13 protein-coding genes and 1 tRNA gene are annotated in these 15,273 nt (G+C 66.7%); 9 read left to right on the forward strand and 5 right to left on the reverse strand.

The annotated features are described in order from the left end of the window. Positions 1–29 precede the first annotated feature (29 nt). Positions 30–968 (forward strand): 2-dehydro-3-deoxygalactonokinase, encoded by a 939-nt coding sequence (locus tag AC1DER_RS10860; RefSeq protein ID WP_477245704.1) that lies wholly within the window; start codon positions 30–32, stop codon positions 966–968. Continuing rightward, on the forward strand, positions 965–2,440 hold the full coding sequence (locus AC1DER_RS10865) for a 2-dehydro-3-deoxy-6-phosphogalactonate aldolase (protein ID WP_477245706.1): 1,476 nt from the start codon (positions 965–967) through the stop codon (positions 2,438–2,440). The genes AC1DER_RS10860 and AC1DER_RS10865 overlap by 4 nt, the downstream gene beginning before the upstream one ends. A gap of 67 nt (positions 2,441–2,507) precedes the next feature. On the opposite strand, the gene AC1DER_RS10870 is transcribed toward AC1DER_RS10865, so the two are convergent. From AC1DER_RS10870 to AC1DER_RS10890, 5 genes are all read right to left on the reverse strand, one after another. Continuing rightward, the gene (locus tag AC1DER_RS10870) at positions 2,508–2,891 is read right to left on the reverse strand and encodes a SnoaL-like domain-containing protein (protein ID WP_477245708.1); all 384 of its coding nucleotides are present in this window, start codon (positions 2,889–2,891) and stop codon (positions 2,508–2,510) included. Between the two features lie 72 nt (positions 2,892–2,963). Beyond that, positions 2,964–4,349: a glycoside hydrolase family 47 protein gene (locus AC1DER_RS10875; protein WP_477245710.1), complete on the reverse strand. Its 1,386-nt coding sequence runs from the start codon at positions 4,347–4,349 to the stop codon at positions 2,964–2,966. After that, positions 4,349–5,587, reverse strand: a complete 1,239-nt coding sequence (locus AC1DER_RS10880; protein ID WP_477245712.1) for an AGE family epimerase/isomerase — start codon at positions 5,585–5,587, stop codon at positions 4,349–4,351. The genes AC1DER_RS10875 and AC1DER_RS10880 overlap by 1 nt, the downstream gene beginning before the upstream one ends. Beyond that, positions 5,584–6,591 (reverse strand): carbohydrate kinase family protein, encoded by a 1,008-nt coding sequence (locus AC1DER_RS10885; RefSeq protein WP_477245714.1) that lies wholly within the window; start codon positions 6,589–6,591, stop codon positions 5,584–5,586. Before AC1DER_RS10885 ends, AC1DER_RS10880 begins: the two co-directional genes overlap by 4 nt. Positions 6,592–6,634: 43 nt before the next feature. Beyond that, positions 6,635–7,678, reverse strand: coding sequence for a LacI family DNA-binding transcriptional regulator (locus AC1DER_RS10890; protein WP_441815371.1), 1,044 nt, complete (start codon positions 7,676–7,678; stop codon positions 6,635–6,637). A 184-nt stretch (positions 7,679–7,862) separates the two neighbouring features. Here AC1DER_RS10890 and AC1DER_RS10895 point away from each other — a divergent pair, with 184 nt between their 5' ends. The 7 genes from AC1DER_RS10895 (at position 7,863) to msrA (ending at position 15,260) form a co-directional block, all read left to right on the forward strand. Continuing rightward, entirely contained in the window at positions 7,863–10,253 is a 2,391-nt protein-coding gene (locus tag AC1DER_RS10895) for a GH92 family glycosyl hydrolase (RefSeq protein ID WP_477245716.1), read from the forward strand. Between the two features lie 67 nt (positions 10,254–10,320). After that, positions 10,321–10,396: transfer RNA gene (locus AC1DER_RS10900), tRNA-Ile, on the forward strand. 339 nt (positions 10,397–10,735) lie between these two features. Next, positions 10,736–12,277, forward strand: a complete 1,542-nt coding sequence (locus AC1DER_RS10905) for an arylsulfatase (RefSeq protein WP_477245718.1) — start codon at positions 10,736–10,738, stop codon at positions 12,275–12,277. Positions 12,278–12,507: 230 nt separating this feature from the next. Further along, complete coding sequence (locus AC1DER_RS10910) at positions 12,508–12,900, forward strand: hypothetical protein (RefSeq protein ID WP_477245720.1); 393 nt, start codon at positions 12,508–12,510, stop codon at positions 12,898–12,900. Positions 12,901–12,917: 17 nt separating this feature from the next. Then, positions 12,918–13,310: a GFA family protein gene (locus AC1DER_RS10915; protein ID WP_477245722.1), complete on the forward strand. Its 393-nt coding sequence runs from the start codon at positions 12,918–12,920 to the stop codon at positions 13,308–13,310. A 48-nt stretch (positions 13,311–13,358) separates the two neighbouring features. Continuing rightward, positions 13,359–14,621: a serine hydrolase domain-containing protein gene (locus tag AC1DER_RS10920; RefSeq protein ID WP_477245724.1), complete on the forward strand. Its 1,263-nt coding sequence runs from the start codon at positions 13,359–13,361 to the stop codon at positions 14,619–14,621. Positions 14,622–14,750: 129 nt separating this feature from the next. Beyond that, the gene (gene msrA, locus AC1DER_RS10925; RefSeq protein WP_477245726.1) at positions 14,751–15,260 is read left to right on the forward strand and encodes a peptide-methionine (S)-S-oxide reductase MsrA; all 510 of its coding nucleotides are present in this window, start codon (positions 14,751–14,753) and stop codon (positions 15,258–15,260) included. Positions 15,261–15,273 lie beyond the last annotated feature (13 nt).

Raw genomic sequence — 15,273 nt, forward strand, 5'->3', positions numbered from 1 at the left:
GCCACCCCCATCCCCACGTCAAGAAACAGATGAACCAGAAGCGCACGCAAGGCTGCATCGTCGGCATCAACTGGGGCAGCTCGAACTTCCGCGCCTACCTGATCGATGCCGAAGGCAAGGTTGTCGACGCGATGGAAGCCCCGGCGGGCATTGCCGGGATGGGCCGCGATGGCATGGTGAACCACATGGCGAGCGTGGCAATGCGCTGGCCGGGCGTCTCGCATGTCTATGCCTGCGGCATGATCGGTTCCAACATCGGCTGGATCGATGCCGGGTACGTCGAGTGTCCCGTCGCGCTCGGCGGACTGGCGCAGGGGCTGCGCGAAACGCATATCGGCGATGTCGAGGTCCGGATCGTCCCGGGCCTGGCCTGCCGCCGCATGCGCGACAACGCCTCCGACATCATGCGCGGCGAGGAGACCGAGCTGTTCGGCCTGCTCGTGTCCCGGCGCCTGCCGCAGTCCGGCATCGTCGCGTTGCCGGGCACGCACACCAAATGGGTGCGCATGGACGGCGGTCGCGTCCGCGAATTCTCGACGGCGATGTCGGGCGAGATCTTCGACCGGCTCACCGCGGCCGGCCTGCTGGCGTCGATCGTCGACGGTCCGGCGCATGTGAGTCCTGCGTTCTTCGACGGCGTACGCGCCGGCGTGCGTCGCGATACCGGCCTGGGCACGCTGCTGTTCGGAGCGCGTGCGGCGGTCATCCGCGACGACATCAAGCGCAGCGAGGGCGCCTCGTATCTGCGAGGCTTGCTGATCGGGTCGGAGGTCGCCGATGCGCGTGCCCTGTTCCCCGAGCTGGCGGAGGCCAGTATTCCGCTGGTCGGCACCGGCCCGGTGTGCGCGATGTATGCGGCCGCACTGAAGGAACTTGGCATTGACAGCCATGCGGTGGAATCGCGCGAGGCCATCGTCCAGGGCTTCGCGACGATGCATGCACTGCACACGGGTGCGCTGCCGGCATGAAGCCCGACCTTGCCACCTTCACCGCGGAGTTCGACGCGCGCCTGCACAAGGCGCCGATCATCGCGATCCTGCGCGGTATCACCACGGCGGAGTCGGTCGCGGTTGCGACCGCGCTGCTGGACGCCGGGGTGACGATCGCGGAAGTCCCACTGAACTCGCCCGACCCGTTCGCCACCGTCCGCCTGCTGCGCGAGCATTTCGGCGAGCGCATGGCCATCGGTGCCGGCACCGTGCTGACCGTCACCGATGTCGAGCGACTCGTCGATACCGGCTGCCAGTTCTGCGTGTCGCCAAACACGGATGCCGATGTGATCCGCGCCAGCCTGGCGCACGGCATGCTGCCGCTGCCGGGCTTTGCCACCGCGAGCGAGGCGTTCGCGGCGATCGCAGCGGGCGCGCGTCATCTCAAGGCGTTCCCTGCCAACGCCTCCACGCTTTCTGCGATCAAGGCGGTGATGCCTGCCGGGGTGCAGTTGATCGCGGTCGGTGGAGTCAGTCCAGACGCGGTGCCGTCACTGCTCGCTGCGGGTGCGATGGCGTTCGGCACCGGATCCGACATGTACAAGCCAGGCCGCAGTGCGGACGCAGTCGGTGCACGCGCGCGCGAGTGGGTCGCGGCGACGTCGCTCGCCCTGCCTTCGACGGTTGAACTCGTCTGCGACACCAGGGCGACGGTTGGCGAAGGGCCGGTAGTCCTGGGCGATCGCGTGCTGTGGGTCGATCCGATTGGAAAGCGGCTGCTCGCATTCACGCCATCGAGCGGTGACTGGACCGAAGCATCGATGCCAGAACCGGTCTGGTCGCTGGGGGTGATGCCCGACGGATCACTGGTGGGCAACGGCGAGGATGCGTTCGTGCGACTGGACGCAGCCGGTGGAGCGGTCCTCGCGCGCGGCCCTGTGATCGACACCGGTGCCGGATGTCGCCTCAACGACCTGGTCATCGACCGCCGCGGTGGTCTGTGGGGCAGCACCATGCACCGGGGCGTACTGACCGGACGCGGTGGCATCTTTCATGCCGCATTGCCGGATGCGCCGGCGCGCAAGGTTGCCGGAGGTCTCGGTGTCGCCAACGGGATGGCGTTCTCCGACGACGAGCGCACGCTGTTCGTGATCGACACGCTCGCGCGAACGCTACTCGCCTATCCGGCCGATGCGGCGTCTGGTGCCCTTGGTGAGCCCGTCATCGTCACCGACTTCCTTGGCCTGCCGGGCAAGCCAGACGGCATGGCGATCACGCCTGAGGGCAACTTCTGGGTGGCGATGTGGGGCGCAGGCGAACTGGTGCGGATCGCGCCCAATGGTGCGTGCGTCCAGCGCGTTCGCGTGCCGGCACCGCATGTCGGCAGTGTCTGCATCGGGCCCGATGGTGCCTTGTACGTCACCACGGCGCGTGCCCGCCTGAGCGATGAGGCGCTGGCTGCCTCATCCGGATCGGGCGGGCTCTTCAGGATCGACGGAAGACAGAAATAAGCCCCGCGAAAGCGGGGCCCTTTTTTCGAGCCATCCGGGCAGGCGCAACGCGCCCGGTCCAGGCGCATCAAGTCCCGGGCGCGTCGACGTCGTAGAAGAACTGTTCGTGGACGATCTTGCCGTTGCGCACCCGGTACACGCAGATCTCGCGCATGTCGATGCGGCCCATGCCCTTGAAGGTTGCATCCAGGCCAAGGGCCACGCTGAACCAGCCATCGGCGACGACGGCGTCGCTGCACGACACGCTGTGGAAGGTCTCCACGCTTTCGTTGAACTTGCGGCTCTTCTCCTGGATGGCCGCCAGTCCCTTGACGTTGCCCAGGGCGCCTGCCGGCAAGCCCTCCGGCTCGATGCTCACCGCATCGTCGGCGTAAAGCTCACGCTGCGCCTCGTCGAACTTGCCGGCCCTGCACAACTCGACCAGCCTTGCGGCTACCTGCTGCGTATTCATTGTTCGTCTCCGGGGGAAGGAGTCGAAAGACTACGCCCAGCCACTGTCAGCGTTGTGTCAGCAGCGTGAGGGCTACTTCCAGGTCTTGCGAAGCGGGTGCGCCTCGGTGTTGAGCACCACCTCGTTCGGATCCAGCGTCTTCGCCGGCGCGAACAGCAGGTAGAAGTACTTGAAGGTCTCGGCCATCACGAAGCTCTCCATGTCGTCCTCCTTCTCCTTCGTCACCACGCTCTTGAGCGAGGCGAAGCCCGAATCGGTGCGGGTGTAGCGGACGAAGTCCTCGAACATCTCCTGGCCCATCGCCTGGTATTGCCTGTCGCCGGTCAGGCGGTGCAGGTACCAGGCCGACTCGATGATCTCCGGCCGCAGCGGATACTGCGGGTACGTCACCACGCCCTTGCGGTAGTCGTACTCCTCCGGCTCGATGCCGTGCACGCGCCACATCGCGAACGACGACGCCTGCAGGCGGCGCGCGCGATCGACATCGCCCGAGTAGGCAAGCAGGCCCGGATAGAACGCGTCGAGTGCGCCGTACAGGCTGCCCACGCGCTTGCCGGTGTTCATGTCGACGTGGCCGACCCACAGCGCGCCGTCGACCTCTTCCGGGTAGTAGCGGTTGGCGGCGGCAATGCTGGTCTTCCACATCGCCAGGCAGTCGCGGTCGCCGAACAGCTTCCAGCACTTCCACAGGTACTCGTAGTAGGAGTCGATGCGCGCGCCGACGTGGCTGCGCGTCTGCGTCCACTTGCCGGTCTCGACGTCGAAGCGCTCGCCGACCAGGCCGATCTTGGAGCGACGTTCGTAGGTGGCGACGAGGGCGCGCTTGGCCTTGTCGTAATAGACCGGGTTGCCGGTGAGCTTGCTGAGCGTGCCGTACTCGAGCAGCAGGGTGCCGGCCTCGGCCGGATTGCTGTCGGTGCCGTGAGCCTTGCCGGTGCGCAGGTTGACGTAGACGTAGGGCAGGCCGGTCGGCGAGTCGAACGCGGGCAGCAGGCGTTTGCCCAGGTCCTCGGCCTGCCTGAGCAGGCGCTCGTCGCCGCTGAGCTGGTAGCCAGAGAGCAGGCCACCCAGCAGGCGGATCACGATTTCGAAATGCTTGACGTCGATGTCGCGGTCGAACGTCAGCTGCGTGGCGATCAGCTCGCGCGCATCGCGGGCTTCGTCGTCCAGGCCCATCAGGATCATCGTGTCGAGCGCGTCGACTGGCGTCATCAACAACGACTGGCCGTACCAGTCATGCGACCCGTTGCTCAGCGGCTTGAGTGCGTCATGGCCCCACGCATGCTCGCGGTAGCCGCGCCAGGCGTGCAGGAACTCGGCCTTGACCCGTTCGGCACTCTGCGTGGCCTGCTCCTGGGTGAGTATGGGCGGCGTCGCGGGTTTCTTCGGGGAGGCAGTAGCCGCGACGCCGACCGTGGGGAACAGCAGCACGCTGAGCAACAGGGGACGAAGGTTCATCAGGCAACGGTCTCCGGCGCGTGCGCGCGCAACAGGTGGAGCACGTCGTAGCACGCGCCCATGGTGTGGTAGTCGGTCTTTCCGGCAGGACTCTTCTCGTCGCTGTACTTGCGGTTGTTGCGATCGAGGATGCGGTACCAGGCGCCGTGGTCGTGGTCGATGAAGAAGCGCCACGCGTAGTCCCACAGGCGCTGGTACCAGTTCCAGTAGCGATCATCGCCGCTGGCCTGCGCAAGGCGCGCGGCGGCGGCGATCGATTCGGCCTGCACCCAGAAGTACTTGTCGTCGTCGCAGACCGGATAGCCGACATCGGGCGCGAAGCCGTAGAACAGACCGCCGTTGCGCGCATCCCATGACGCGGCAACCGAAACGTCGAACAGGTGCGCCGCACGCTCGCGCAGCCACTCGACCACGACACCGCGCTCGCGAAGGTGCCCGTCGAGCGTCGACAGCAGCTTGCTCCATTCGGTCTGGTGGCCGGGCTGGAAACCCCAGGGGCGGAACAGGTGCCTGGGATCGTCGCGGTGGTAGTTCCAGTCGATGTTCCAGTCGCAGTCGTAGTGCTCCCAGACCAGTCCGCCGGCGTGCGCGGCCTGGCGGCGCGTCATGTGGTCGGCCAGCATCAGCGCGCGCTCGAGGTAGTGCGGCTGCGCGCTGGCCTCGAACGCGGCGATCATCGCCTCGCACATGTGCATGTTGGCGTTCTGGCCGCGGTAGCCGGAGAAGTTCCAGTCGGCGTCGGCCTCGTCGCGATACAGCCCGTGCGCCGGCTCCCAGTAGCGGGCCTCCAACAGCCCCCAGGTCTCGTCCATCCACGGCACGACCCCGGTGATGCCGGCCTTGAGCGCGGTGGAATAGGCCAGCAGCACGAAGGCGACGCCGTAGCAGTGGTTGGTGCGGTCCTCGGCGATGCCATCGCGCACCGTCCAGGCGTAGCCGCCGCTGCGCGGGTCGCGATGGACCTCGCGCAGGTAGCGCAGGCCATGGCGTGCGGCGTCGAGGTATTCGGGATTGCCGAACTCGCGCGCTGCCATCGCGTAGTTGAAGACGAAGCGCGTGCTGCTCACCAGGTGCCGGTGCGCGCTGTCGTACACGCTGCCATCGTCGCGGAAGTAGTGGAAGAAGCCACCGGCTGGGTCGATAGCGCGCGGGTGATAGAACGCCATCGTCTCGGCGATGTGCGCGCGCAGGAATGCCTGGCTGCGGAAGTCCGGAGTGGCTGGGGGGATGCGGCTCATGAGTCGGTCGCAGTCTTGGGTCGAAGGAGTTGATCGAGGTCGTCGCGGCCGGGCATGGCGGCGAATGCGCCGTGGCGCGTGGTCGCCAGGGCGCCACCGGCAGCGGCGTGGCGCAATGCGTCGGCCAGTGCGACGCGGTCGTCGAGCAGCGTGCCCAGCTGCTCCATGCCGGCGCCGCGCTCGACCAGCCGGTGCAGCAGCGCGCCAACGAAGGCGTCGCCGGCGGCGGTGGTGTCGGTGGCGGTGACCGCGAATGTCGGCGCCACGCCCTCGGCGCCGCGCGTGAACCAGCGCACCGGCTGGGCGCCGTCGGTGACCAGCACGCATCGGGCGTGGCCCTGCCAGAGGCGGCGCAGCATGGCGCCCTCGTCGCCGGCGCGGCGGATCAGGAATTCGGCTTCGCTGCGGCACAGCTTGATCAGGTCGGCGGTGGCCAGCGCATCCCACAGCCGCGGCGCCGGATCGACGCCCTCCGGCCACAGTGACGGACGCAGGTTGAGGTCCATGCTGACCAGCGCGCCGGATTCGCGCGCAAGGCGCATGCCGGCCAGCGTGGTCGCTGCGATGTCGGCCTCGGTCAGGCTGTTGGAGCACACGTGCAGTACGGCCGCATCTTCGAAGCAGGCCGGGTCGAAATGCTCCTCGCGGAACAGCAGGTCGGCGGCGGGCGGGCGGTAGAAACTGAAGCTGCGCTCGCCATCGGCATCGAGCGACACGAACGCCAGCGCCGTGCGCGCCGCCGATGTGTGCGCGGTAAAGCGCGTGTCCACGCCCATCGCGCGCAGCTGCGACATCAGGAACTCGCCGAACATGTCGGCGCCGAGCATGCCGACGAAGCGCGCATTTCCGCCCAGCCGCGCGACCGCCGCGGCGACGTTGGCCGGGGCACCGCCGGCGTACTCGGCGAAATGGCGCGGCTGCCCGGCCACGGCCGGAACCGCGAGGAAGTCGATCAGCGCCTCGCCGAAGCAGACGACTGCGGTGCGTCCTGCGACGGTACTCATGGCTGCGCACCGCCAGTGGCGGTCGAGGACAGGTTGCGATGACTCATGCGTCGTCCTCCAGGGAAGTGGTCAGGCTGCTCGCGCGCAGCTTCAGCTGCACGGGGGCGATGGTGGCGGTGGCCGGCGTGGACGGGTCGCGCAGGCGTTGCAGGATGAGTTCCGCCGCCTGGCGACCGCGTGCGCGCGGATCGACGGCGATGGTGGTCAACGGCGGCGCGCTTACCGCGGCTTCGGGGATGTCGTCGAAACCGGTGACGGCGAAATCGTGTCCGGCGCGGCGGCCGCGCGTGGCCAGCCCGGCCATGAGGCCCAGTGCGACCGCGTCGTTGTAGCAGACGGCGGCGGTCGGCGCGGGGTCGCGCACGAACAAGGCGCCGGTCTGTCGTGCCGCTTCCAGTCGCGTCGGCGCGCATTCGACCAGCCATTGCGGCTCGGGCGTGATGCCCGCGGCGACGAGCGCTTCGCGATAGCCCTCGCGGCGCTGGTGGCACGAGCTGGAATCCTGATGGCCGCCGAAGAAGGCGATGCGGCGATGGCCCAGCGACAACAGGTGTTCGGTCGCCATGCGCGCACCGCGCACGTTGTCGAGCGAAAGGAAGTCCCATTCGACGCCGAGCTCGCGGTTGAACACCAGCGTCGGCGTGTGCACGCCGAGCAGTCCGCGCAGGCGAGCGCCGTCGCTGCCTTCGGCAGGCGAGAGGATGATGCCGGCCGGGTCGTGTTCAAGCAGCGAGGCGAGCACCGCCTGCTGGCGTTCGGCCGATTCGCCGGTGCTGCCGAGCAGGGTGACGTAGCCGGCCGCAGCCAGGGCCTCGTCAACGCCGGCGGCGAACTCGGCGAAGAACGGGTTGGACAGGTCGTTGATCACCAGCGCCACGGTCGAGGACACGTTGCGGCGCAGGTTGGCCGCGCCGCGGTGATAGACGTAGCGCTGGCGCTTGAGCTCGGCTTCCACCCGTGCCCGCGTCTCGGCGTTGACCAGCGGGCTACCGCGCAGCACCAGCGAAATCGTCGCCCGCGACAGGTCGCAGGCGTCGGCGATGTCGGCCAGGGTCACCCGGGCACGGGTGCGGGCGGGGGCGGTCATCGCGGGTGTCCGGAGGGCATGGGCAGCGGATTTGGATCGTTCTAAATTCTGCGCATCCTGCGCCCCCGGGGCAGGCGGCGCATTCTGCACCGCAGCATGAACTGGCGGCGATCGCGTGCTAGGTTGCCGCGGTTTAGAACGATCCAAATTGATGTCCGGCCCGGCCCCGGACCAGGAGCGAACGATGCCCCGCCTTGCCCTCACTACCGCCACACCTTCCGCGCCGCGCCGCCTGTTCCTGCTGTCCGCGCTGTGCACCTGGGCGCTGGCCGGGATGGCCGTCGCCGCGCCGGCGCCGAAGACTGACGCCGCGGCCGCACGCGCGTATGCCTCGGTCGATCCTTTCATCGGCACCGGCGGCGAAGGCCACACCTTCCCGGGCGCCGTGGTCCCGTTCGGCATGGTCCAGCTCAGCCCGGACACCCAGATCAAGTCGCGCAAGGAAGGCTACGGCTGGGCCGCCGGCTACCGGTACGACGACAGCACCATCACCGGCTTCTCGCACACGCACTTCTCCGGCACCGGCCATTCCGACCTCGGCGACGTGCTGGTGATGCCGATCGCGGGTGAGGTGAAGCTCGAGCGCGGTGAAGCGGGCAAGCCCGGCAGCGGCTACATGTCGCGCTTCAGCCACGGCGACGAAGTCGCCCAGCCCGGCTACTACGCCGTGACGCTGAAGGACTACGCGATCCGTGCCGAACTGACCGCCAGCCCGCGCGTCGGCGTGCACCGCTATCAGTTCCCCAAGGGCAAGCCGGCGCATGTGCTGGTCGACCTGCGCACCAGCATGTACGACTACCCGGGCAAGGTGCAGTGGTCGCGCATGCGCCTGCGTGCCGACGGCACCGTCACCGGCTTCCGCGAAACCCGCGGCTGGGCGCCGGGCCGGCAGCTGTACTTCGCGATGCGCTTCTCGCAGCCGGTCAGCGGCCACCAGTTCAACGACACCGAGCAGGACGTCGTCTACAAGGGCTTTCCGCCGCCGGGCGAGAACGACCCGCGCCAGCGTGCGCAGATCGAAGGCCGGCAGCTGGTCGGCGCATTCGACTTCAACGGGTCCGCGGGCAAGTCGATGGTGGTGAAGGTGGCGATCTCGCCGGTGAGCGAGGACAGCGCCATCGCCAACCTCGACGCGGAAGTGCCCGGCTTCGACTTCGACGGCGTGCGCGCCGCCGCCAAGGTGCAGTGGATGCAGGCGCTGGGCGCGATCGACATCGACGCACCCGAGCCGCAGCGCCGCAGCTTCTACACCGCGCTGTACCACACGCTGATGGGCCCGAGTCTGTTCATGGACAGCGACGGCCGCTACCGCGGCCCCGACAACGCCGTGCACCAGGCCAAGGGCTTCACCCATTACTCGACGTTCTCGCTGTGGGACACCTACCGCGCGCTGCATCCGCTGCTGACGCTGGTGCAGCCGGAGCAACGCAACAACGACTTCGTCAACTCGCTGCTCGCATCGTACGAACACAGCCCTTACGGCGTGCTGCCGGTGTGGGCGTTCCACGGCCAGGAGACGTGGTGCATGATCGGCTACCATGCCGTGCCGGTGATCGCCGATGCCTACATGAAGGGCATTCGCGGCTACGACACCAGCAAGGCGCTGAAGGCGATGGTGGACAGCGCCAGCTACGGCCCTTACGACGGCATCGCCCAGTACATGCAGCTGGGCTACGTGCCGATAGACGAGGAAGGCGAGGCCGCTTCGAAGACGCTCGAGTACGCCTTCGACGACTGGACCATCGCGCGCGTGGCCGAATCGATGGGCAACAAGGACATCGCCGCGCAGTTCGGCAAGCGCGCCGGCAACTGGCGCCACGCCTTCGACGAGAAAACCGGCTTCATGCGCGCACGCAAGCGCGACGGCAGCTTCCGCGAACCCTTCGACGCCACCGCCAGCGGCTACGGCAGCGACTACACCGAAGGCAACGCCTGGCAGTACTCGTGGTACGTGCCCCAGGACGTCGCCGGCCTGGCTGCCGCGCACGGTGGCGAGGACAAGCTGATCGCGCGGCTGGACGCGGTGTTCGACGCCAAGGTCGACCCGAAGATCTTCGAGCACATGGAAGACATCACCGGGCTGATCGGCTGGTACGCGCACGGCAACGAGCCGAGCCACCACGTGGCCTACCTGTATGCGTACGCCGGCCAGCCGTGGCGCACCCAGGAGCGCCTGGGGCAGATCATGGCCACGCAGTACGCGCCGCGGCCGGACGGCCTGGCGGGCAACGACGACCTTGGGCAGATGTCGGCCTGGTATGTGTTTACCGCGCTGGGGTTCTATCCGGTCGCGCCGGGCAGCAACGAGTACATCATCGGCCGGCCGTTCCTGCCGCGCGCCAGCCTCAACCTGCCCAATGGCAAGCGCTTCACGGTGGTGGCCGAAGGGCTTGACGCGGCGCACCCGTATATCGGTCGGGCGATGCTCAATGGCAAGCCGCTGGAGCGGGCGTTCCTTCGCCACGAGGAGATCATGGCCGGCGGAGAACTGCACTTCACCATGCAGGCGCAGCCCGACAAGGCCTGGGCGACGGGGGCGGCGGAGCGGCCGTACTCGATGTCGGCTGGGCGCTGAGGCGGGACGGGGGTTGCCCGAAGGCCGGGCTGCCGGAATCCGTGGGCTGGTAAGATGCGCAGCCCACGGGCCTATAGCTCAACGGTTAGAGCAGGGGACTCATAATCCCTTGGTTCCAGGTTCGAATCCTGGTGGGCCCACCAGTTCATTGCGTCGTCGTCGACCGCAGTGTGCGTTCAACCATAATCTGGCCGGAATGGCCAAACTATGAGGAACGTCCAGCAAGTTGGGCCGCAATTTGACGCGGGAAAGGCACTGCGATGTGTGGCCGACTCCGCAGGCGAGCATTCCGGAGTGTGGGCCCTTGAGGCGCGGTCACCACGACCGCTTGAAACCGCAACCCATAGCGCGCGTTCACGTCTTCAGAATCCGATCGCACACTCGTTCGTTACTGGCTGTGAAGAAGGAGTGACCTCACGCCAACAGGTCACTCACTATGATGAAGGCAGGTGCGGAGCGTTCGCCGCGAATCGGAGCATCCGATGGCCGCCTCAAACAAGCCCAATTTCATCATGATCATGGCTGATGATGTGGGCATCTGGAACATCAGTGCCTACCATCGCGGCATGATGGGCGGCAGCACGCCGAACATCGATCGGCTAGCACGGGAGGGTGCGCTGTTCACCGATTACTACGGTCAACAATCCTGTACTGCGGGACGCGCGGCGTTCATCACGGGGCAGACGCCGTTCCGGACCGGGCTGTTGAAGGTCGGCCTGCCTGCGGCGAAGCAGGGCTTGCAGGATTCTGATCCGACGATCGCGGAGTTCCTCAAGCCGTTGGGATACGCGACGGCACAGATCGGCAAGAACCACCTTGGCGACAGGAACGAGTATCTGCCGACGGTCCACGGCTTCGACGAGTTTCACGGGATCCTCTATCACCTCAATGCGATGGAAGAACCCTACGACGCGGAGTATCCGACGGACAAGAAATTCCGCGCAATGTTCGGCCCGCGCAACGTCATCCACAGCGTGGCAACCGATGTCGATGATCCGACGGAGGATTCGCGCTGGGGTCGCGTCGGCAAGCAGAAGATTGCGGACGCCGGCCCATTGCCACCGCATCCGGGCATGGATCCCGCTGCCACGGTGAGCATGGAAGACGTCGATGCGGATCTGGTGAAGCGCTCGTGCGATTTCATCGACCGCTCGGTGAAGGCAGGACAACCGTTTTTCCTCTGGCACAATTCCACGCGGTGCCACTCCTGGACGCATCTGTCCAAGAAATGGGACGGCAAGACCGGCTTCGGTTTGTTTGCCGACGCGATGGCCGAGCTGGACTGGGTAGTGGGTGAGTTGCTCGCCAAGCTGGACGAGCTGGGGATCGCTGACAACACGGTCGTCCTGTTCACCAGCGACAACGGCGCCGAGATCTTCAGCTGGCCCGATGGCGGCAACCATCCGTTCCGCGGCGAGAAAGGCACGGTGTACGAAGGTGGTTTCAGGGTGCCCATGCTTGCGAGGTGGCCTGGCGTCATTCAACCGGGCGTCATCATCAACGACATCATGTCGGCCGAAGACTGGATGCCTACCCTTGTTGCGGCAGCGGGCGAACCGGATCTGAAGGAGAAACTGCTCACCGGCTACACGGCGGGCGAGAAGACTTTCAAGAACCATCTCGACGGTTACAACTTCAAGCCGTTCTTCGAGGGCAAGGCCACCGAGGGCCCGCGCCGGGAATTCTTCTACTTCAGCGACAATGCCGACCTCATGGCAGTGCGTTACAACCAGTGGAAGGTCACCTTCAAGACCATCGTCGGCAACCTGTTCAGCGGCAAGGAGGATTCGACCAACGTTCCGCTTGTGACCAACCTGCGCGTCGATCCTTGGGAGCGGTACCAGACCGAATCGACGTCCTACGGTCAGTGGTGGGGCGAAAAACTGTGGGTCATGATGCCTGCCACAGTCATCATGGCCAAGTTCCTGTCCACGTTCAAAGACTACCCGCCCAGCCAGGTCTCCGGATCGCTCAGCGTGGAAAAGGCGCTGCAGTCATTGCAGGAAGGAAGCAGGAAGAACTGAACGTCCCCACAGCCAGACCTTGTTGGTGCTGACATCCAGCTTGTGGCCGCAAGCGGTCGGTACCGCAGGCAGGTCAGCGCCTTCCGGCGCGAGCGGTCGTCCCGCCCGGAATCATCGCTTCAGGCGGAGCCTGGAATTTGCCGCTCGCCAGGCTTCGCGGCAAGATGCAAGCAGATCCACATGGTTCGAGACCGATATGCGGTTCGGCTTGATTCAAGCGTCAGGTGGCCATGGAGGAACTGTTGCACATGCTGACAATGCTCATGGTGCTGCTGCCCCTGTGGGCGATCCTGGCCGCTCCCATCCTGCTGGTCTTCTTTGTCGCAGCCCGCTTGATGCGGCGCCGGTCGTTCCGTTCCCGCTGGGCCATCACGGCGCTCGCCCTGGCTTTCGCGCTGGTTGCCGCACCGGTTCCAACGCCCATCATCACCGTGTTCGTACCGCACGGTTATGCGCTCCTTGATCGGAGCTACTACGACAGCATCCTGCACGGGCCCGGGATGTTCTCGGGGCTTTGGCGATGGATCGTACCCTCGCTCATCATCACCTTCGGCGCGGCTCTGGCGTTGATGCGGCGCTACATGCGACCCACCCGGTTCGGGCCAGAAATCGAGCATCCTTGATTCAGAGGAGGCACACCATGCAGCACTTCACCGGCGGTTGCCTCTGCGGCGACGTCCGACTTGTAGCGTCGGGCCTCCCGTACCGAGTAGGCCTTTGCCACTGCCTCGACTGCCGCAAACACCACGGCGCGCTCTTCCATGCGTCCGCAATCTTCCCCCAGGACGCAGTTTCGATAGAGGGTGAAACGCGCGAGTACGCCGGCCGGCACTTCTGCCCCCGTTGCGGCTCCACCGTCTTCGGCCGATCCGGCGACGAAGTCGAAGTGAATCTGGGCTCGCTGGACGCCCCTGATCAGCTCGTGCCGACGTACGAAAGCTGGACCATCCGCCGTGAGTCCTGGCTGCCGCGATTCCCGCTCGCCAGGCACTACGAGCGCGATCGCGAAGGGACAACGCGCTTCGAGGGATAGCCCCCACGCCCTCTTGCCGCAACGGCCGTCTACGTATCCAATGCGGCAATGCCGACCCGACCTGATCCAGACCGCCGTCGCTTCATCGCCCACGCTGCCGCGCTCGGTACCGTCGGCGTGCTGCCTTCCAGTCTCGCGATCGCTGCTCCGTGCAAGACCGCGGACAGCGCCTGGATTCCCGACGACGCATTTCTCGCCGAGCTGCCGCGGATCATGCAGGCGTTCGCCGTCCCCGGGGTGGGCATTGCCGTGGTCGACAACGGCGCGTTGGCCTGGAGCCGCGGCTTCGGTGTAACCAATGCGATGACCCGCGCGCCCGTGGATGCGCGCACGGTGTTCGAGGACGCTTCGCTGAGCAAGCCGGTGTTCGCCTATCTGGTCATGCAGCTCGTCGACCAGCGCCTGATTGATCTGGATCGCCCGCTGGTGCAGTACCGGCGTCCCGCCTACCTGGCCGACCATCCGTGGATCGATCTGATCACGCCGCGCGATGTCCTGCGCCACACCACCGGCCTGCCGAACTGGCGCACGACGCCAGCGACGGAGAAGCTGGTGCCAATGGTCAAGCCCGGCACCCGCATCGACTATTCCGGCGAGGCGATCTTCTGGCTGCAGCTGGCGGTGGAGTCGATCACCGGCCAAAGCCTGGACGACTCGATGCGCACGCACCTGTTCGCCCCGGCCGGCATGAACGACAGCAGCTACACCTGGAATGCGGATCTTGCCGCGCGCTCGGTCTACGGCCATCGCGCGCACGATCAGACCGAAGCAGGGATGCCGCCGCAGATGTTCCGCGAGCAGTGGAGCATCGCCCAGCGGGTCGCCGACCGCTGGGGCAAGCCGCTGTCCGCATGGAAGTACGAAGACGCCGAACGTGCGCTGCCCGAAGTGATGGCGCTCGCACCGTCCGGACTGGTCACGTGGCCCGGCGACATTCTCGCCAACGCGGCGGCGAGCCTTCGCACCACCGTGCAGGACTACGCGACGTTCTTGACGCTGATGATGGCGCGCAGGCAACGCGCGCCATGGGAGATCACCGAGAGCACGCGCCAGGCCATGCTCACGCCGCAGATCAACCTGCCCGGTCGCTGGACGCAGAAGGGCCTGGGCTGGAACATGGAGCCGACCCGCGACGGCCCGGTCTTCTACCACTCGGGCAGCAACGGCGGCATCTTCAAGAACTTCGCGGTGGGCCACGCACAGCGGCGGCGCGGCATCGTGGTGCTGACCAACGGCGGCAGCGGCTCGTTCGTCCACCAGCGCGTGGTGCGCGCGGCCACCGGCTACGACCTGCTGTCCTACGACCTCTAGGGCGGCAGCGGCCCGAAACGGTGCCGAATTGGCCGCTCCCGCCTTGAACCACCGCCCGCGGCCCACATCTAGCAACCACCTGGCGGCGCGATGTCCGCGTCCGACCAGGCCACTGTGGAGATGACCGGAATGACCACTGCAACCGAGACCGCCATCCTTGCCGGCGGCTGCTTCTGGGGCATGCAGGACCTGCTGCGGCGCTATCCCGGCGTGGTGTCCACGCGCGTGGGCTACACCGGCGGCGATGTGCCCAACGCCACCTATCGCAACCACGGTTCGCACGCCGAAGCCATCGAGATGGTGTTCGACCCGGCCGTGATCAGCTATCGCCAGATCCTGGAGCTGTTCTTCCAGATCCACGATCCGACCACGAAGAACCGCCAGGGCAACGACGTCGGCGCCAGCTATCGCTCGGCCATCTACTACACGAGCGATTCGCAGAAGCGCGTGGCCGAGAACACCGTCGCCGATGTCGACGCATCGGGCCTGTGGCCCGGCAAGGTCACCACCGAGATTGTCCCGGCGGGTCCGTTCTGGGAGGCTGAGCCGGAGCACCAGGACTACCTGGAGCGCTATCCCGAGGGATATACCTGCCATTTCATCCGGCCGGACTGGAAGTTGCCCGAACGGACGCAGTGATGTGCGTGTGCAA

The organism is Lysobacter sp. 05T417, assembly GCF_056396405.1.